General features: G+C 40.1%; 14 protein-coding genes. 9 read left to right on the plus strand and 5 right to left on the minus strand.

Translation table 11 applies throughout. The features are described 5' to 3' along the window. Positions 1–5: 5 nt before the first annotated feature. The 5 genes from BSAG_RS09225 to BSAG_RS09205 all read left to right on the plus strand — a co-directional run bounded on the left by BSAG_RS09225 (position 6) and on the right by BSAG_RS09205 (position 10,524). Positions 6–2,552 (plus strand): glycoside hydrolase family 31 protein, encoded by a 2,547-nt coding sequence (locus BSAG_RS09225; protein ID WP_004317125.1) that lies wholly within the window; start codon positions 6–8, stop codon positions 2,550–2,552. Between the two features lie 428 nt (positions 2,553–2,980). After that, complete coding sequence (locus BSAG_RS09220) at positions 2,981–4,411, plus strand: IPT/TIG domain-containing protein (protein WP_004317127.1); 1,431 nt, start codon at positions 2,981–2,983, stop codon at positions 4,409–4,411. A gap of 29 nt (positions 4,412–4,440) precedes the next feature. Beyond that, positions 4,441–7,497, plus strand: coding sequence for a SusC/RagA family TonB-linked outer membrane protein (locus BSAG_RS09215; protein ID WP_008770554.1), 3,057 nt, complete (start codon positions 4,441–4,443; stop codon positions 7,495–7,497). 8 nt (positions 7,498–7,505) lie between these two features. Further along, complete coding sequence (locus tag BSAG_RS09210) at positions 7,506–9,518, plus strand: RagB/SusD family nutrient uptake outer membrane protein (RefSeq protein ID WP_004317131.1); 2,013 nt, start codon at positions 7,506–7,508, stop codon at positions 9,516–9,518. A gap of 19 nt (positions 9,519–9,537) precedes the next feature. Next, positions 9,538–10,524, plus strand: coding sequence for a DUF4973 domain-containing protein (locus BSAG_RS09205; RefSeq protein ID WP_004317133.1), 987 nt, complete (start codon positions 9,538–9,540; stop codon positions 10,522–10,524). 515 nt (positions 10,525–11,039) lie between these two features. Here the strand turns inward: BSAG_RS09205 and BSAG_RS09200 are convergent. The 5 genes from BSAG_RS09200 to xerD all read right to left on the minus strand — a co-directional run bounded on the left by BSAG_RS09200 (position 11,040) and on the right by xerD (position 18,214). Then, positions 11,040–12,566, minus strand: coding sequence for a sensor histidine kinase (locus BSAG_RS09200; protein ID WP_008016141.1), 1,527 nt, complete (start codon positions 12,564–12,566; stop codon positions 11,040–11,042). Positions 12,567–12,690: 124 nt separating this feature from the next. Further along, the gene (locus BSAG_RS09195; RefSeq protein ID WP_008770556.1) at positions 12,691–14,229 is read right to left on the minus strand and encodes a YifB family Mg chelatase-like AAA ATPase; all 1,539 of its coding nucleotides are present in this window, start codon (positions 14,227–14,229) and stop codon (positions 12,691–12,693) included. A gap of 13 nt (positions 14,230–14,242) precedes the next feature. Further along, positions 14,243–15,313 carry a TlpA disulfide reductase family protein gene (locus BSAG_RS09190; RefSeq protein ID WP_004317149.1) on the minus strand — a complete coding sequence of 357 codons (1,071 nt, stop codon included), beginning with the start codon at positions 15,311–15,313 and terminating at the stop codon, positions 14,243–14,245. A gap of 111 nt (positions 15,314–15,424) precedes the next feature. Beyond that, entirely contained in the window at positions 15,425–17,119 is a 1,695-nt protein-coding gene (locus BSAG_RS09185) for a tetratricopeptide repeat protein (protein ID WP_004323056.1), read from the minus strand. A 135-nt stretch (positions 17,120–17,254) separates the two neighbouring features. Continuing rightward, positions 17,255–18,214, minus strand: coding sequence for a site-specific tyrosine recombinase XerD (gene xerD / locus BSAG_RS09180; protein ID WP_004317151.1), 960 nt, complete (start codon positions 18,212–18,214; stop codon positions 17,255–17,257). 62 nt (positions 18,215–18,276) lie between these two features. Between xerD and aroQ the strand changes: the two genes are divergently transcribed. Genes aroQ through rbfA form a run of 4 tightly spaced genes read left to right on the plus strand, consistent with a single transcriptional unit; the run spans position 18,277 to position 21,215 of the window. Further along, on the plus strand, positions 18,277–18,696 hold the full coding sequence (gene aroQ, locus BSAG_RS09175; RefSeq protein WP_004311171.1) for a type II 3-dehydroquinate dehydratase: 420 nt from the start codon (positions 18,277–18,279) through the stop codon (positions 18,694–18,696). A gap of 35 nt (positions 18,697–18,731) precedes the next feature. Then, entirely contained in the window at positions 18,732–20,189 is a 1,458-nt protein-coding gene (gene pyk / locus BSAG_RS09170; RefSeq protein WP_004317152.1) for a pyruvate kinase, read from the plus strand. Between the two features lie 20 nt (positions 20,190–20,209). Continuing rightward, complete coding sequence (locus BSAG_RS09165) at positions 20,210–20,866, plus strand: O-methyltransferase (protein WP_004317153.1); 657 nt, start codon at positions 20,210–20,212, stop codon at positions 20,864–20,866. 16 nt (positions 20,867–20,882) lie between these two features. Next, positions 20,883–21,215 carry a 30S ribosome-binding factor RbfA gene (gene rbfA, locus BSAG_RS09160; protein ID WP_004296522.1) on the plus strand — a complete coding sequence of 111 codons (333 nt, stop codon included), beginning with the start codon at positions 20,883–20,885 and terminating at the stop codon, positions 21,213–21,215. Positions 21,216–21,224: the final 9 nt, after the last annotated feature.

Consider the following 21,224-nt stretch of genomic DNA (forward strand, 5'->3'; position numbering starts at 1 on the left):
TTATCATGAAAAGAGGATTATTGCTTTTACTCTGTGTCATGCAGAGTTTTATATTTGTATTGCATGCGCAAAACACACAGCGAAATATTGCTTATACAGATGATAATGTAAGATTTACAGTCATTTCTGATGGAGCAATCCGTCTGGAATATGCACCGGATGGGAAATTCGTAGACGATAGATCTCACATCGTTGTGAATCGTAACTATCCCCAGGTAGATTACAAGCTAAAAACAAGAGGGGGATGGGTTGAAATAACGACTTCCAAAATGAAGATGCGTTATAAGAAAAACAGTGGACAGTTTACAGATAAGAACTTGGTTATCACTGCCTCTAAAGAAATATTACCTTTTACTTGGAAACCCGGTATGCAACAGAAGGGCAACTTGAAAGGAACCTATCGTACATTGGATGGTATGGATGGTGATACACAGACACAAACATGGGTGGCTGATACAAAGAAAGGTGATAAACTGAAACTGGAAGATGGTCTGTTGGCTACTGACGGTTGGACTCTGATTGATGATTCTCAGGGACTTTTGTTTGATGATAATAAAGATTGGGATTGGGTGAAAGAGCGTCCGGCTAATGGCGGACAGGATTGGTATTTCATCGCATATGGACATGACTATAAAGCTGCCTTGAAAGATTATACCCTCTTTGCGGGAAAAGTACCATTACCTCCCCGGTATGCATTTGGTTATTGGTGGTCACGCTATTGGTTATATTCTGACAGGGAGTTCCGTAATCTGATTGATAATTTCCATACTTATCAGATTCCTTTGGATGTATTGGTGGTAGATATGGACTGGCATTATACAGAACAAGGAAAAGGTGGTTGGACCGGTTGGACATGGAATCGTGATTTATTCCCGAACCCAAAGGAGTTTTTGGGATACTTGAAACAGAATGATGTGAAAATCACCCTTAACTTACATCCGGCGGATGGAGTAGCTTCTTATGAAGAAAAATATCCTGGATTAGCAAAAGATATGGGAGTCGATCCTCAGTCCAAACAGACTATTCCATGGATAAATTCAGATAAGAAGTTTATTAAAAATATGTTTAAGAATGTATTGACGCCAATGGAGAAAGATGGTGTTGATTTTTGGTGGCTGGACTGGCAACAAGGGATATATGATCCGAAGGTGAAGAATTTGAGCAACACTTGGTGGATTAATTATGCTTTCTTTAGTAATATGGAAAAGAACAGGGACACACGTCCGATACTATATCACCGTTGGGGAGGTTTGGGTAATCATCGCTATCAGGTGGGTTTCTCCGGTGATGCAGTTGTTTCATGGAAATCATTAGATTTTCAGCCTTACTTCAACTCGACAGCTTCCAATGTATTATATGGTTATTGGAGTCATGACCTGGGAGGACATATCGGTGAAAGTATAGATCCGGAAATGTACACTCGTTGGTTGCAATTCGGAGCCTTAAGCCCGATTATGCGTACACATTCTCAAAAAAGTGCCGGTTTGAATAAGGAACCATGGGTATTCAACAAAGAATATTGTGATGTTCTTCGTAAGACAATCCAGCAACGTTATGAGATGGCGCCTTATATTTATACAATGGCTCGTAAAGGTTATGATGAAGGATTAGCACTTTGCCGTCCGATGTATTATGATTATCCGGATAATAAGGAAGCATATGAATTCCGTAATGAATATATGTTTGGAGATGATATTCTGGTTGCTCCTGCCACAGCTCCTGCAAAAGATGGTTATGTACAAGTGCGTGTGTGGCTGCCCGAAGGTGAATGGTATGAGTTGCATACAGGCACCTTACTGAAAGGAGGACAAATAGTGGAACGTCCTTTTGCTATTGATGAATATCCGATTTATGTAAAAGCGGGAGCGGTATTACCGATGTATACAAGAAAGGTGATGAACCTGAACGGTAATGATGAGGAGGTTGTTGTTACCGTATTCCCTGGTGGAAATGGAATTTCGTCCTTTAATTTCTATGAAGATAATGGAAACGATAAGAACTATGCTTCGGAATATGCTGTGACTAAATTAACATCTTCCAGCCAAGGGCAGGAACGAACGATTGTTATCGGTAAACGTGATGGTCAATATAAAGATATGCCTGAATCTCGTTCATTCAAAGTGAAAGTGCTCTCATCACTTGTTCCTCAGTCTGTCACTGTAAATGGTCAACCTGCCAAATATGAATATTTGGGTGAAGAGTTTGCTCTTTCGGTTGATTTGTCTGTTTTGTCGTGTGATCAGGAAAAGGTTATTAAAATAGTTTATCCTACGGAAACAGCTGATATGAACGGCTTGTTGGGAGTATCTAGACGAATTGCTAAATCTATGGAGCAGTTAAAATACCGTGATTCATATATTTGCTTCAAGGAAGAATTTGGTAAAATGGGAAGTCTGAGTGAAGCGGTAATCTATGCACCGGAGAAGATCTCTTCTTTAGTTTCCGATTTCTGGAAAAGTTATACTGACCTCCCGGAGGTTTTGAAGCGTCAAGGTTTGAATGACGAAAATAAAGCTTGGTTTTTGCAATCTATTTGCTGGAGCAAGCAATAGTATGAGAAATGTAATAGTGGGGTGATAAAAGCATCCCACTATTTTTTTTATAAGTAATGAAGGGCAAGCCAGATACTGTAGTTGATATTTTCTGATGTTGCTCCGTTTTAGAAAATGTTTGTATTTTTATGACCATTTATATAACTATGCTATATGTAACATCACTTTCGGGGGGGGAGATATAGGCTGGATGATAATAGAGGAAAGCACACAACATAATAAAATAGTAAAAGTGCTCCAAAACATACTTGAGATAGTCGTTTTATAGGTTCTTGACCTGTTTTTGTCATTTATTGAACCGTTATTTTTATTCTATTAATAGGATAGCGTTTTATTTTGCATTTCGTTAATAGTGCGCATTGGAATAATGTATAGTTATTTTTTTCTTTTGATTTTTATATTTATTGTTTAACGAATAATTAAATACAATGAAAAACCTTTTTAAAACAAAAAAAGGAGGGAAACAGGTTAGGTTTGTATTGTTTTCCTTGATTTGCCTGGGTGGATTGGGTAGTTGCATGGACAAAAATGTGGAAGTAAATCTTCCGTCTTATGTAGCTTCTGATCCTAATGTTGAAGTTGTTTTTACTGACTATTCTCCCTTAGAAGGTGCTGTGCGCACGAACATGTTTATCAATGGTAGTAATTTTGGGACTGATCCTTCACTGATACGAGTGGTTGTTGGTGGTAAGGAAGCGAAAGTTGTTAGCTCTTCCGGTACACAGATTTATTGTATTGTTCCTTCCCGTGCGGATGGAGGATTTGTGCAGGTGGATATATTGAATAAGGATAAAAGCTTGAATGCCACCTATACATTTGAACAAAAGTTTTCTTATCAGTATAATGTAGTTGTCGGCACGTTGTGCGGTGTAGTAGATAGTGAAGGTAATACTTCTATTACGGATGGTAATTTTGATAAAGCAGGAACTCAAACTCCTCTTGCCATGTACTATGACGAATCATCAGGCGAACGTTGCATTTATTTTTTCGAGAATGAACATAGTTTACGTAAAATCTATCTAGATAAAGATTCCATAGCTACTGTGATTACCAATGGTGCTGCTGGTTGGAGTAGTGCTCCGAGTGGGCTTGGCTGGAGTGTGGGCAGGGATACTATGTTTGTGAACTGTCCGCAGGGGAATGTAGAACGTGCAGGAGCTTATTATCTACTTCGTAAAGAAAATTTTAAAAATTCTTATCCGGCTTTAAATGGGGATGATTTCAATACATTATTCACACATCCTATAGATGGTACTATCTTTTTGTGCCGTGGTCGTGATGCTACGCTTCATAAAGCGGTTTGGAATGAGAAGACACAAATGTGGGATCCGAAGCAGATTGCCAAGATGGGACCAAGCGGCTGGTTTCAATGTGTTACTTTTCATCCAAGTGGAAACTTTGCTTATTTAATAGCACGTGACAAGCAATGTGTGATGAAAGCAGAATATAATTGGGCTGGTAAATATCTGGAAACTCCTATTACTTTTGCTGGAGAGTTCGGGTCATATGGTTACAAGGACGCATCCCAAAATTCAGCCCGTTTCGATAATCCAATGCAGGGGTGTTTTGTGTTGAACGAAGAATATGTGGCAGAGCAACGTTTAGATGTATATGATTTTTATCTTACTGATGCTGCCAATCATTGTATTCGTAAGATCACTCCTGATGGTATTGTTACAACGTTTGCTGGTCGTGGAAGTTATTCGACAGATCAAATAGTATCAGGATATATTGATGGTGATCCTCGTGAAACAGCACGTTTCAACTATCCTTTAGGACTTTGTTATGAAGAGTCTACAGGTACTTTCTATGTTGGTGACAACGGTAATCACCGTGTTCGTACCATTGCATTGCAGTAAATTGATGATTAATACACAATTCTTATTTTATGAAGAAATTTTTATTTATGATATTATTGCTGACAACAGGTTGCGTCATTGATATGTATGCCCAGAGTCAAACGATAGAGGTAACCGGTATGGTCAGAGATGCCGAAAAGATACCTTTGGCTGGAGTCAATATTTCGGTAAAGAATGTTGCAGGTTTGGGAGTTATCACTAATATTGATGGTGAGTATAAGATCAAAATAGCTCCTTACAGTACGCTGATCTTTTCTTATATAGGATTTGAAACACAAGAAGTCCTGATAAAGGATAATATGAGTAAGGTTGATGTCACATTGCGCGAATCTTCTGCGAGTGTGATCGATGAAGTGGTTATCACTGGTACAGGTGCTCAAAAGAAGATAACAATGACAGGTGCAGTCTCTACGGTAGATGTGGATGTGCTGAAGTCATCTCCTACTTCAAGTCTGGTAAATGCATTGGCAGGAAATGTTCCTGGTGTGTTAGCGAGGCAGACTTCCGGTAGACCGGGAGCCAATATGTCGGAATTCTGGATTCGTGGTATTTCTACTTTTGGGGCAGGCTCCGGAGCATTGGTTTTGGTAGATGGATTTGAACGTAGCCTGAATGAAGTCAATGTGGAAGATATTGAGTCGTTCTCCGTATTGAAGGATGCTTCGGCTACAGCAATTTATGGTAGTCGTGGTGCGAATGGCGTAGTGTTGATTACTACTAAGAGAGGTAAGGCTGGTAAAATTAATATCAATGCGAAAGTGGAAACTTCTTATAATACACGTACCATGACTCCTGACTTTGTAGATGGTTATACTTACGCTACCATGCTGAACGAATCACGTACAACTCGTTCTCAACAGCCAATGTATTCCCAAGATGAGTTGAGACTGATTCAGACAGGACTGGATCCAGATTTGTATCCGAATGTGGACTGGATGGATGTATTGTTAAGAGACGGTGCAATGACTTATCGTGCTAATCTTGATATAAGTGGCGGTGGTTCTGTGGCACGCTACTTTGTGTCAGCAAGCTATGTTAGCGAGGGGGGGATGTATAAGACAGACGGCAAGTTGAAAGATTATAATACAAATGCCAATTATCAGCGTTGGAACTATCGTATGAATGTAGATTTTGATGTTACAAAGACCACCATGGTGACGGTGGGTGTTTCAGGCTGGCTTTCTACTCAAAATGATCCGGGACTTGGTTCTGATGCATTGTGGAAGTCTGTAATGGGACAGACACCTATTAATATGCCAGTGATTTTTTCGAACGGAAGAATTCCGGCCGCTGGAACAAGTGAGCGTACTAATCCATGGGTAATTGCTACACAAACTGGTTATTATGAGGAGTGGCAGAACGTAATTCAAACGAATGCAACTTTGGACCAGAAATTGGATTTTATAACGAAAGGTTTGAAGTTTACCGGACGTTTTGGATTTGATACTTATAACAATAACTATCGTAATCATAAGCAGTGGCCTGAACAATGGCAAGCCGAACGTCAGCGAGATTCTAACGGTGAAATCGTTTTCAAAAAAGTGGCAGAGAAACAGTTGATGTTTCATGAGTCTTCTGCTTCAGGTAACCGCAGGCAGTTTTTGGAGGCTATTCTGCAATATGATCGTAGATTCGGCGATCATTCGGTGGGCGGTACGTTGAAATATACTCAGGATGAATATGTCAACACACAAAGTACAGCCGGCTATGATTGGCTACCTAATAGGCACATGGGACTTGCTGGCCGTGTTACCTATGGATGGAAATATCGCTATATGGTTGATTTCAACTTTGGTTACAATGGTTCAGAAAATTTTGCCCCAGGTAACCAATTTGGTTTCTTTCCTGCATATTCAGTAGCATGGAATATTGCGGAAGAACCTATTATTAAGAAGAATCTGAAATGGATGAATATGTTTAAGCTTCGTTATTCTTATGGTAAGGTAGGTAGTGACAATATTGGAACTCGTTTCCCTTATCTGGAGCTTTTTGAAAGTAGAAATCCTTATAATTGGGGAGATTACAATACTCCTAATGTGGATAATGGACAGATTTATAAGCAGATATCTTCTTCTGGTGTGACATGGGAGATTGCTACTAAGCATGATATAGGTGTTGACTTCTCTCTATGGGATGACAGGTTTACTGGTACTGTAGATTACTTTCATGAAACACGTGATGGAATCTTTATGCAGCGTCAAAGTTTACCAGGAACTTTAGGTCTGAGTTATCTTACCCCTAGTGCGAATGTAGGTAAGGTACGTTCTACCGGTTTTGATGGAAATGTTGCTTTCAAACAGGATATCGGCAATGTCAGTCTGACTGTACGCGGTAATTTCACTTATAGTAATAATAAGATTCTAGCTGCTGACGAGGCAAATAGTGCATATCCTTATATACGTGATACTGGGTATCGCGTCAATCAGGCGAAAGGTTTGATAGCTCTTGGCTTATTTAAGGATTATGATGATATACGTAACAGCCCTCAGCAAACAGAATGGGGAACAGTAATGCCTGGTGATATTAAGTATAAAGATGTGAACAGTGATGGCGTGATTAATGATAGTGATAGGGTGCCTATTGGTTCTACAACCCGTCCGAATTTGATTTATGGTTTTGGTATGTCTGCTACATGGAAAGGGTTTGATGTGAATCTGCATTTCCAGGGTGCTGGTAAATCCTCTTTCTTTATTGATGGGTTCGGAGTCAGGCCGTTTAGTGGTGGTGATTGGGGTAACATTCTTACGGATGTAGTAGGAAACTACTGGAGTCTTGGCACGAATGAGAATCCTGATGCCAAATATCCTCGTTTGACTTGGCAGAATAACAGTAACAATAACCGTGAATCGACATATTGGTTGCGTGATGGTTCATATTTACGTCTGAAAACGGTAGAGGTGGGTTATACACTTCCAAAGAACATCAGCCGTGCCATCTTGATGAATAATGTACGCATCTTCTTTATCGGGACAAATCTGTTAACATTCTCTAAGTTCAAATTATGGGATCCTGAAATGGGGAGCTCTAACGGGCAGCAGTATCCATTGTCTAAAATACTCACTTTAGGTTTAACTGTTAATATATAATACGAAATATGAAAAAGAAACATATATTGTTTTCCACCATTATCAGTATGGGAATGATGGTTTCCTCTTGTTCTGATTATTTGAGCGTGGAGGGGAAATTGGGAGAAAATACCCAGAGTTTGGAAAATATATTTGAAAATAAAGAATGGTCGGAACAATGGTTGGCGACTGCGTACGCTTGGCTGACATGGAGTAACATCGATATTGGTTCGAAAGATAACTGTATCACTAACTTTTCCGACGATATGTGTTATAGCGACCGTAATCTTGAATATCGTGTATTCAAATATTGTGAATATGATGAGAATTGGAAACAAGACTCTTGGGCACAAGCTTATGATGGTATTCGTCATGCCTCGATTTTTATTCAGAATATTGACCGAAATAAAGAAATGACTCCGGATGAAATTGTTGATTATAAAGCACAGGCCCGTTTTGTACGCGCTTATTTCTATTGGAAGTTGTTGCAAAAGTACGGTCCTATACCAATTATACCTAATGATGGTGTGATGGACTATAATGCTGCTTATGAGGATCTTTATATCCCACGTAGCACGTATGACGATTGTGTCAACTATATTGCAGAGGAAATGAAGCTTGCAGCGAAAGACCTACCATTGAAACGTGATACACGTAATATGGCACGTCCTACTCGTGGAGCAGCTTTGGCAACTCGCGCAAAAGCATTGCTTTATGCTGCCAGCCCTCTCAATAATCCGCGTCCAACTGATACTGAACGTTTCACGGATTTGGTGGATGATGAAGGACGCTATCTGATGGCTCAAGAATACAATGAAGAAAAGTGGGCAAAGGCGGCAGCAGCTGCTCGTGATGTGGTAGAACTTGGTCGTAAGGGTGTGTATGAGCTACATACGGTCTCAGCTCACTCTACTGGTACAATTGATAATCCGGCAACGATTGCTCCTCCTACGCATGCGGTATATTCTCATGCGGATTTTCCTGCAGGATGGCGGAATATTGACCCGTTACAGTCTTACGAGACACTTTTTAATGGAGTGATTTTTCCTTCGGAAAACAAAGAGATGATTTTTACAACCGGACAGAACAACGGAGATATCAATACGATGATTCAACATCAGATGCCAATAGCATTCGGAGGTTATAATTGTCATGCTATGACAGGTAAGCAATGCGATGCCTATCAGATGAATACCGGAAAACCTTTTGATAAGACGAAAGACTGGACGGGTGATGAAAATTATGTGAGTGCCGAGGAAGCAGCTAGTGGTGATTGGGCACCATTGGTGGAAGGTGTGAATAAACAATATGGACATCGTGAACCACGTTTTTATGCTACGGTAGCATACAATGGTTGCTTATGGAATGGTACTAATGCTGTACAGTCGTATGACCGGAATCTAATCATATGGTATTATCGTGGTGAAGAGAGTGGCTGGAGTAATTCAGGTGATCGTTGGTTGGCTACTGGTATTGGGATCAGGAAATTTGTTAGTTCTCGTGACAACTTTAAGACAGAGGGAGGGGTTATCTCAAAGCCTGTGATTGGTATTCGTTATGCTGACGTGTTGTTATGGTATGCAGAGGCATTAAATGAATTAGGTGCGAGTACTTATCAGATTCCTTCATGGGATGGAACTCAGTCTTATGATATTTCACGTGATAAGAATGAAATGAGTTATGCTATTTCCAGAGTTCGTATTCGTGGAGGAGTTCCCGATTTTGGATCAGATGTTTATGAGAATGCTGATGAGTTCCGCAAGCATTTGAAGCATGAGCGCCAGATAGAGTTATTTGCAGAAAACAGTCGTTACTTTGATCTGCGCCGTTGGAAGGATGCCGAATATGAGGAGTCGCAGCAGATGTATGGTTGCAATGCATATATGAGTAAAACAGAAAGAGACTTATTTCATACTCAAGTGATCAATTCGAACTTGCCGACTACTTTTAGCCGTAAAATGTATTTCTGGCCGATTTCCCATGATCAGTTGAGAAGAAACTTGCGTCTGACTCAGAACCCGGGATGGACATATTATGATTAACCTTATTAAATGGAAAAATATGAAAAATTATATCGTATATTTTATATTGTTATTAACGCTTGTTCTGACTGGTGCATGTAACAATGAATGGGTGGAAGAAGTGTATGTGCAAAATGTCGGATTGAAAGCCCCTGTCAATAGTAAGGGAGTGACTGATGTATATTTGCGTTATCAAGCGAACGGTGAAGTGACTTATCGGCTACCGGTGATTGTAGGTGGCTCTACTATGAATGAAAGAGATCTGGATGTTGCTATTGATGTGGATCCGGATACATTGATTGGTTTGAATGAAGCTCGCTGGAAACAACGTGAAGACTTGTATTTTCAATTACTGGATAAGAAACACTATGAGTTTGCCTCTCCTACTTGTCATATTCCGGCTGGGGAATGTCAAGGTTTGTTTGATATTAAATTCAAATTTAACGGACTGGATCTTGTTGATAAATGGGTACTTCCATTGACGATTTTGGATAGTGACTTGTATGATCCGAATCCACGCAAGAATTATCGTAAAGCACTTCTCCGTGTGATGCCGTTTAATGATTATTCAGGATCTTATGGAGCCACCAATATGTTTGTATATATGATGGATAATACGAGTGCTATGGTTTCAAGTACACGTACCTTGCATGTAGTGAGTGAGAATCAATGCTTCTTCTATGCCGGAGTCATTAGTGAAGAATTGAAGGATAGAGATAAATATAAGATTGTGTTGACTTTTAACGAAAATGGGACACTGACAGCTGAACCTGCCGATCCGACTAATGCCATGAACTTCCGACTTATAGGAGATGCGCCTACTTATACGACTAGCATGTCTTTAGATGAAGTAACTCCTTATTTGGAACATCATTTCACGACGATTTATATGTCATATACGTATGATGATGTGACAACGTATGAAGATAAAGATATCGTTGTACCTTGTCGTGCTGAAGGTAGTATGTTGATGGAACGAAAAGTTAATAGCTTGATTCCTGATACAGACCAAGCTATTCAGTGGTAAAAATGGGAAATATGCCGCAAGAGTAAGATCTTATTGTCTGATATTTATTGATACAAAATATCGTGAGATGATATTCTGTAGAATAAAGCGGAAAGTCAGTTTATAAATAGAGAGAAGGCTATCTTATTATATATAAGTTAGTTTTCTCTTTATTTTTTCAGCAAAAAAACAATAGGTTCTTGACAAATGCTTTTTATTTCCTGATTAGTATCAGAAATGGTGTATCGACTATAGGCAAAAAGGCTACAAATTTCATGAAATTTGTAGCCTTTTTGTTGTAATAGATAGAGTTGAGAACTCGGAAATCCGATTGCAAAGTTTTTAATAAACTCAAATACTGTTCTTAATAAACTACTCAAAGATTTATTTAAAACGTGATATCCGTTTATATGGGAAATTGTTCATATTTTTGTATGTTTTCAAGTTTGCGTTTGGAATACTCTTTGCTAAAGGTAACTATAATAAACAAATTAGAAAGTAATCTAATGATACAAGTTATTCGTTTTATGCAAAATTTAGACGTGAAGTTCCAGTATGAAACGGGTTCCTTTGGTATAACTGGTATCTAGCGTCAGGCTACCATTCATTTTTGCGGCGATAAGTGAGCAGATTGGTAATCCTAGCCCATCTCCTGTAGTGAGGTCTTTCACTTCCGTGAAAGGCTTGAAGATATTTTCCTGTTGCTCTGCCGGAATACCGATTCCCGTATCCGTCACGATAAACTGATGAGTGTGTGCACCACGTTTCTTGAACTCAAGGCTGATACGTCCTTGTTCGGTGTAGAAGGCTGCATTTTTCAGTAAATAGAGAAGGATACGTTCCAGTTGCTCTTTGTTTGTCTTTACCTGAAGTTTGGGAGCATTAACTGAAGGAGTAACATCTATTTTTATATGCTCCTTAACCTTGTCCATTACATTTTCGCAGAAAGTACCTACGTTGATTTCACCCAATTCATAGAGTTCGGTTAATGAATTCTCTAATGAAGACAGCTCCTGGATATCATCGCTGAATTTCTTTAGAGCAGCGACCTGGCTCTGCATTTGGCTCGCTTCTTGAGGGGCTTTCTGTAAAAGTTCATTCGCAGAAGTAGCTAACGTATTCAAAGTCGGCTCCATCTGTGAAGATATGTTCTGTATGAATTTGGTTTTTAATTCATTATGTTCATTGGCAATCTTCACACTTTTCTTTAATTTGCGGTTGCCGGCGATAAATTTCAGTAATATGGCGGCCAGTATTGCCAGTCCGGCTACGAGGATGACTACAAGAACACACAGGCCTATAATGATGTATTGTTTGGCTGATAGCGTGTCGTCTTTTTCTTGTATAGTCAGTTGGCTTTCGTCATATTTCCTTTTCAGTACATTCAGTTCGTCTTGAGCTGTCAGCGCTTTCACGGAGTCTGTCCAAACGATGTAACTTTCATAGGTGCGTTCCATTAAAGGGGCGTTATTGGCTTTACGGGCAATTCCGATAAGTTTTTTGTAGCAATCACTCACTTTGGCGTAGTCTTTCTTTTCCTTGTATTGATTAATTAGTTTGCGGAAACAGGCATCACCTTGTGTGTTTTGGTTAAATGTATAGTAATAGTTGGCTTTTGTGTACAGTAAAACCTCTGTCAGTGAGTCATTCTTGGCAAGGTTAGCAGTTTCCTCCAGTTTATTCAGCTGTGTTTTTGCCTGAGCTGGATTTTTAAGTGCCGTGTACATCTGCAACCGCTCCTTGTTCACGAGGAAGCGGAGGTCATAAAAGACTTTCTTTTGATTTTGCTCTCCGGCCCATATAAGTTGGTCCATGTCACGACAAAGTTCGAATCCTTCTTTGTAAAAGTTCTCTCTGACGTATAAAGCGTTGGCCTGAACACCACATTCTATTGCCTGTGGATAGTTTTCGCGGGTTGCAAATGCTTCGTATGCCTTTTTGAATAAGTAACGTGCTTTGATGTAATCTTTTTGATTGAGGCTACTTTGTGCTTGTTCTTTTAATTCTGTGGCTCTGTCACGGGGAGTTTGAGCATAAGTCATTATACTCAAACAAAATGTCATTAAAATAGCTATTATCGATTTTCTCATATTAGAATTTATTTATTTGTTACAAATGTAAAACAAATATATGAAAAAAGATAGTGCTGATGATGAAATAATTCTCTTCTGTTTGTATTCATTGTTATTATCCTGCCCAGTTCTCTCTGTCGAGATTCCGATAACTGATAGCCTCTGCCAAATGATTGGGGAGTATTTGTTCTGCTCCTTCCAAATCGGCGATTGTACGGGCAACTTTTAAAATCCGGTCATAGGCTCGGGCAGACAGATTGAGCCGTTCCATAGCATTTTTCAGTAATGCGAGCCCTTTGGCATCCGGTTGAGCATACATTGCAAGCAGTTTGCTGTTCATTTGTGCATTGCAATAAATTCCGGTATATTCGGTGTATCGTTTTTCTTGCATTTGACGGGCTTTTATCACTCGTTGCCTGATGATATTGCTCGATTCTCCCTGTCTTTGATCGGAAATCTTATCAAAGGGTACAGGTACAATCTCTATCTGAATGTCGATGCGATCTAATAATGGACCGGATATCTTATTCAAGTACTTTTGAACCTGTCCGGGGCTGCATACGCATGCTTTTGTCGGATGGTTGTAATATCCACAGGGGCATGGGTTCATGGATGCAATCAGCATCAGATTGGCCGGATAGCTGATAGTACTTTTGATGCGGGAAATACTGATCTGGCGGTCTTCCAATGGTTGACGCAACACTTCCAGCACTCCTCGGTTGAATTCCGGCAATTCGTCTAAGAAAAGTACCCCATTATGTGCCAGACTGATTTCTCCGGGTTGTGGAAAACTACCTCCGCCAACCATCGCCACCTGGGAAATTGTGTGGTGAGGGTCGCGGAATGGGCGTTGGGAAATCAATGAGGACCCGCGTTTCAATTGTCCGGTAACTGAATGTATCTTGGTGGTTTCCAGACTTTCCCCCAGTGAAAGAGGAGGAAGAATGGAAGGAAGGCGTTTGGCCATCATCGATTTACCGCTACCCGGAGCACCTACCATTATTAAATTATGTCCTCCGGCTGCTGCAACTTCTAGTGCCCTTTTTACATTCTCTTGCCCTTTAACGTCTGCAAAGTCCAAGTCACAGTTCGTCTGTTGTTGATAGAATTCTTCCCGTGTATTAACAACAGTCGGCTCTAATTCGCGTTCATTATTGAAGAACTCGACGACCTCCTTGATATTACTGACTCCGTATACTTTTAATTGATTGACAACGGCCGCTTCCCGTGCGTTTTGTTGGGGGATGATTAGTCCTTCGAAACCATCTTCGCGCGCTTTGATAGCAATGGGAAGCGCACCTTTGATAGGTTGTATACTTCCGTCCAGACTTAGTTCGCCCATTAACAAATAGCGGGAAAACTTCTCGGAAGAGATTGTTTCGTTAGCTCCTAACAATCCGATGGCAAGAGGCAAGTCATAAGCTGAACCCTCTTTACGGATGTCCGCTGGTGCCATGTTGACCACTATATTGCTAGTGGGCATTTTATAACCATTCACCAGCAATGCGGAGATAATACGTTGATGGCTTTCTTTGACCGCAGAATCCGGAAGGCCGACGAGATAGAACATACAGCCGCGCGAGCTGTTGACTTCGATTGTGATGAGTGTTGCATCAATCCCTTGAACAGCCGCTCCGAATACTTTAATTAACACGTTTGATTATTGATTATTTTTTCTTCTTATTGTCTTGTTTTTCCTTTTCTTCAGCAGCAGTGACTACTTCCTCAATTTTCTTCTTTAATTGTTCTCCTTTGAGGTTTTTCGCGAGAATCTTACCGTCTGCCGACAGAAGAATGTTGCTGGGAACTTGCTTGATGGCGTATTGTTTGGCTACTTCGGAATTTAGTCCGCCAAAATCACAGACTTGCTCCCAATTGAGCGTATCACGTTTTATAGCATCTTGCCATTCTTGTTTATCTATATCAAGGGAGATACCGAGCATGGCTATATGTTTGTTCTTCTTATATTTCTGATAGATCTCTTTTAACTCGGTATTGCTTTGGTGATTGGAAATGCTATCTCCCCATGAAGCCCAAAAGTTGATTAACAGGTTCTTTTTCTTGAAATCTTCTGATGACCGGGTAATTTTCTCTCCTTTTATATTAGATAGACTGAAAAAGGGGGCATATTTGCCTGTCTCTGTTTTCTCTGACAGAGAGATGGCTTCGTTGAGCTGTTCAATATACAGCTTGTCTTGCAATATTCCTGTCATGATTTCAATTAGCTTCTTTATTTTGTTGAAATCGGGCGAATCTTTCTGAACAAAGTATTTATCCAACAAGTAGAGGCTGACAAAAGAAGAATGATGCTTCATGATGAATTCTTCTGCTTTTTGCTCTAAATCTTTCTCGGATGGGGTAGGCAGGCTATTTAGTTCTTTCTGAAAGTTTGTAAACTCTTCATTATATATATTACCATTGATATCCAGATATTCCGGGTGATTGACATCTCCTTTTATTTTGATTTGATTTCCTTTGTCAAGGAAGATTGGATATTCTGTCTGATTGTCAATAAGTAAAAAGGCAGAAGTAATGGTGTCTATTGAAGCTGTATAAGAGAATTTATCGTTCTTCGCGAAAATGGTATCTATCCGGTCGAATGATTCGTCCATTCCATACAGATAAAGCGTATCTGTGCCCAGACCTTTGATTTCCCCGGTTATGCTAACCTTCTTTGAAGATTTACCACAACTGCATAGACAAATGATTATGAGGATTAAAATGCTACTCTTTTTCATTGCTTTGATTTCTTTTCTGCGAAAGTACGGTTTTTACAGATAAAAAAAAAGAATTGCCCGTCATTTATAATGACAGGCAATTCTTAATATTTAAAATAGAGTGCAATTCTCTTATTTAATGATGTTCATGAAATCTGCATTTGTGAAGAATTTAGCAAATTCCAAGTCAGTAGCTGCTTTCTTAGCTAATGAAGAATCTTTAGCAACTGCGCTCTTCAAGCTGCTTGTTACCATAGAAGAATTATTAGTTCTAGCACCTAAAACTGCCATCAGGTAGTCAGTGTAAGCATCAGGTCTTTCTACGTTAGCCAACGTGTTTTTAGCTTTGTTATAGTCCTTAGCAAGGATTTGAGCCAAAGCAGCACTGTTAGTCTTAGAGTCACCGAATGAGTTTACTGCTCTTTCATATTGACCTTGAGCGATGTACAGGTTACCCATAGATTCGCCAAGTTCTTTTGTGCCGGCAGCTTTACCGAAGTATGCTTCTGCAGCAGCTTTGTCACCCTTCATCAAAGAGATCAAACCTAAGTTCATGTTAACTTCAGGAGTAGCATTAACGCTGGCAGCTTTCTTGAAGTAAGATTCTGCTTTGTCAATGTTACCGGCTTGGTAAGCTAATTTACCTAAGTTGTTATAACCACGGTAATCGTTCGGGAACTGTTTGGTAGCTTGAGTGTAGATAACTTCTTGCTTAGCAGGATCGCTAGTCAGTGTAGCAGCATACAGCAATTCTTCTACGTTCAGTTCAGAAGGATTAGAAGAAGCCAACTTAGCGATTTCTTCGTCAGACTTACCGATGATTTCATAGTTCAAAGTCAAACGAGAACGACGCAATTGAGGAAGAATAGTGTTAGCCAATTCTTTGTATACAGCAGAGATGTTCTTGATTTCGCTTTCTCTTTGAGCAGGATCTTGGTACATTGCAATAACGCGGAGAATCAACTCTTTGTCTTGGATGTTAGATTTAGAAACCAGTTCTTGGAAACCTTCCCAGTCCTGTGCAGTATATTTAGCATCGATTGGAGCATCGATTTTTGCTTTCTTCAGGTCTTTGCTCAACATCTTAGTTGTGTTGCCTTCACGGTTTTCAGCAAGAGTAGTATTCAAGCTTACACCACCATCAGGAGAAGCGTATGCAGAAACTTCGATGTTGCTGATCTTCTTGTTAGCAGCTTCGTTAACGTTAGCTACTTCTTTGTTGAATTCTTTAGCAGTCTTCAATTCGCTGGAACGAATGTTAGCTTGTTGGATCAAGAACATGATGTTGGCATCGTGTTTTTCTTTGATGATACGTTGGAAAGCGTCTTCGCCCAATGCAGGGTTAGCGTTACCTAATGTATTGTTTACTAATTCAGAAGTAGAGATTACACCATCAGCTATTTTCACAGCAGGAATAGTCACCACTTTCTTTCCGATAGTAGCTTTGAATTCCAGATACAATTCTGACTTAGCCATTTCAGGAACATAGTCAAAAGAAGTTTTCATCGTGTAGCTACCGCCCATCTTGTAAGAGATAGTCTGGTCGTTACCTTCCACTTTTTCACCTTGGAAAGTAGCTGGTTGGCCTTTAGCTTCGCCGCCATTCCATTTCAAAACCGGAGTAACTTCTACAACCGCTTTTTTGTTGAAATACTTTTCAGGAAATTTACCATTGATGGTCGCAGGAACTTTACCACCTACTGCCTCCAGCACTTGCGGAGTAACAGTGAAGTAATCAGCTGACAATTCACCCATTTTTTTGCTGCAAGAAGAGAATAATGCAACAACCATTGCCATGAGTAAAGGCAAGTACAACTTCTTAGTCATTTTAGGTATAAATTAAATGTTTGTAATTGAAATATCGTCTATTTGCCAACCTCCTTCTGCTCACACAGAAAAAGTAACGCAAAGATATTAATTCTTAATATAATTATATAGATAAGGGGGCGATTTTATCATAATTTAATGAAATAACTCCTCTTTTTCTTTCCTATACTTGATATTTCGTGGGTGATGCTCGATAATCTCACTACGAAGCATATTGCGGTCGATGTGGGTATAGATTTCCGTTGTCGCAATGGATTCATGTCCGAGCATACATTGAATGGCTCTCAAATTGGCCCCACCTTCCAGTAAATGAGTGGCAAAGGAGTGCCGGAAAGTGTGTGGACTGATGTTTTTGGTAATGCCCGCTTTTTGTGCTAATTCTTTTATCATATGAAAGATCATAATCCGGGAAAGACCTTTGCCTCTCCGCTGACTGACGAAAACGAAATCCTCATGCCCTTTTTTCACTTCAATCTGGTTACGGTCTGTGATGTAAAGCTTTATTTCATTAATAGCCCGGGGGGAGATCGGTACGAGTCGTTGTTTGCTTCCTTTTCCTTCTACTTTGATAAAGCCTTCATCAAAATAGAGGTCGGATAGTTTAAGGGTGATAAGTTCTGATACCCGAAGTCCGCAGCTGTATAGTGTTTCTAAAATAGCTCTGTTTCGCTGTCCTTCAGCTTTGCTGCGGTCGACGGCGGAGATAATCCGGTCAATTTCCTCCACAGTCAGTACTTCGGGAAGTTTGAAACCTATTTTAGGGCCTTCTAATAGTTCACTGGGATCTGCTTCCAGATAGTTTTCGAGGATGAGGAAACGGAAAAATGATTTGATTCCTGATAAGATGCGGGCTTGTGAACGGGGATGAATGCCGATGTCATGTAATCCGGCCGCAAAACGTTGAAGATCGGACAGGCATACGTCCAATACGTAAATCCCTTCCAATGTCAGAAAGCTCATCAGTTTGTCCAGATCCGTCAGATAGGCATCCAGAGTATTAAGAGATAAGGACTTTTCGAGTTTGAGATACTGCTGATACTTCCTGATTATCAGCTCTTGTTGTTCCTTCTTATGCTTTTTTTCGTTGATTTCCATTTCTTTTTTCTACCTTTGCACATTCTTTCAGATACAAAGGTATAAAAAAACAGGATTGCGCGATGAAGATACAAATTATTAATGGCCCGAATATTAATCTGTTGGGTAAGCGTGAACCTTCCATTTACGGAAGCGTTACATTTGAAGATTACTTGGCTGATCTTCGCAAAAGATACGTTGACGTGGAGATCGACTATTTTCAATCGAACATCGAGGGAGAAATGATAGACTGCATACAGCAGGTGGGATTTGATGTGGATGGTATAATCTTGAATGCAGGTGCGTATACACATACTTCCATAGCTTTGCAGGATGCTATTCGTTCTGTGACATCTCCGGTGATTGAGGTGCATATTTCTAATGTGCATAGTCGCGAGTCTTTTCGGCACGTATCGATGATTGCTTGTGCTTGTAAAGGAGTGATTTGTGGCTTTGGGCTAAATTCGTACCGTTTGGCTTTGGAGGCTTTATTGGATAGATAATAAATAAGGTAATAATATAAATAGGTAGAAAGACTATGTTATTGAAACAGACTAAGATTGTGGCTTCCATCTCGGATAGACGTTGTGATGTGGATTTTATAAAACAGTTGTTTGAAGCTGGGATGAATGTAGTGCGTATGAATACAGCGCATGCTAGCCGTGAAGGTTTTGAAGCTTTGATTGCAAATGTACGTGCTGTGTCCAACCGTATTGCGATTTTGATGGATACAAAAGGTCCGGAAGTTCGTACAACGGCTAATGCAGAGCCGATTCCATATAAAATAGGAGAGAAAGTAAAGATTGTAGGTAATCCGGATTTGGAAACAACCCGTGAGTGCATTGCTGTTTCATATTCGAACTTTGTGTCTGACCTGAATATCGGTGGTACGATTCTGATTGATGATGGCGATCTGGAACTGGAAGTTATTGATAAGACGGATGGTTATTTGCTGTGTGAAGTTAAGAACGATGCTACTTTGGGAAGCCGTAAAAGCGTAAATGTCCCGGGTGTTCGTATCAATCTTCCTTCATTAACGGAAAAAGACCGTAACAATATTCTTTATGCTATCGAAAAGGATATTGATTTTATCGCTCACTCTTTCGTACGTAACCGTCAGGATGTACTTGACATACGTGAAATTCTGGATGCACATAATAGTGATATTAAGATTATTGCTAAGATTGAGAATCAGGAAGGGGTGGATAATATCGATGAAATCCTGGAAGTGGCAGATGGCGTAATGGTTGCTCGTGGTGACTTGGGTATCGAAGTGCCTCAAGAACGTATTCCGGGGATCCAGCGTGTATTGATTCGCAAGTGTATTCTGGCAAAGAAGCCGGTAATCGTTGCTACTCAAATGCTCCATACAATGATAAATAATCCTCGTCCGACTCGTGCGGAAGTGACTGATATTGCCAATGCAATCTACTATCGTACAGATGCTTTGATGTTGAGTGGAGAAACTGCTTATGGTAAGTATCCGGTAGAAGCGGTGAAAACGATGACTAAAATTGCGGCTCAGGCAGAAAAAGATAAACTGGAAGAAAATGATATCCGTATTCCGTTAGATGAGAATAGTAATGATGTTACGGCGTTCCTTGCTAAACAAGCAGTAAAAGCTACTTCTAAGCTAAAAATACGTGCTATTATCACTGATAGTTATAGCGGACGCACTGCTCGTAATCTGGCTGCTTTCCGTGGAAAGTATCCAGTGCTGGCTATCTGCTATAAAGAAAAGACAATGCGTCATTTGGCTTTGTCTTATGGTGTGGAAGCTATCTATATGCCGGAATTGGCTAACGGACAGCAATATTACTTTGCGGCATTGCGTCGTCTGTTGAAAGAAGGCCGTTTGCAGCCTTCCGATATGGTAGGTTATTTAAGTAGTGGTAAGGCAGGAACAAAGACCTCATTCCTCGAAATCAATGTAGTGGAAGATGCTTTGAAGCATGCAGAGGAGACTGTATTACCTAACAACAACCGTTATCTTTAATTTTTAGAGAGGTAAGTTTTATGCAGGAAACCGAATCGATAGACGAATATATTTTGCAGCATATTGATCCCGAGAGCGATTACTTGAAATCGCTCTATCGGGATACGCATGTAAAGCTCCTTCGTCCTCGTATGGCTTCCGGGCATTTGCAGGGACGGATGCTGAAGATGTTTGTAGAAATGATTCAGCCTCGTCAGATATTGGAAATCGGAACGTATAGCGGCTACTCCGCCCTTTGTTTGGCGGAAGGTCTGCCGAAAGGTGGACTGTTGCATACGTTTGAGATCAATGATGAACAAGAGGACTTTACCCGTCCATGGCTGGAGAAATCACCGTTTGCCGATAAAATTCGTTTTTATATAGGTGATGCTTTAGAACTTGTTCCGCGTTTAGGTGTTACTTTTGATATGGCTTTTATTGATGGCGATAAACGTAAGTATATTGAATACTACGAAATGACATTGGCGTATCTTTCCGAAGGCGGATATATCATTGCTGATAATACTTTGTGGGACGGGCATGTGCTTGAACAGCCTCGTAATACGGACGCTCAAACAATTGGTATTAAAGCCTTTAATGATTTGGTAGCACAAGATGTGCGAGTGGAAAAAGTAATACTTCCTTTGCGTGACGGATTAACGATCATAAGGAAGAGAATAGTAAGTAGTAAATCGTAAAACAGTAAATAACTTTATGGAAACAACCAGACAGAATAAGATATCTCGCCTGTTGCAGAAAGAGCTAAGTGAGATATTCCTGCTTCAAACAAAGTCCATGCCGGGTACATTGGTCTCTGTTAGCGCAGTTCGCATCAGTCCTGATATGAGTATTGCCCGTGTCTACCTCAGTGTTTTTCCTTCAGAGAAAGCAGAAGAGATGGTGAAGAATATCAATAACAATATGAAATCCATTCGTTATGAGCTTGGGACTCGTGTACGTCACCAGCTACGTATCATTCCTGAACTGAAATTCTTTGTGGATGATTCATTGGATTATATTGAGAAAATAGATTCATTGCTGAAGTGAAATAACTCA

The organism is Bacteroides sp. D1, assembly GCF_000157095.2.
Classification (GTDB): Bacteria; Bacteroidota; Bacteroidia; order Bacteroidales; family Bacteroidaceae; genus Bacteroides; species Bacteroides xylanisolvens.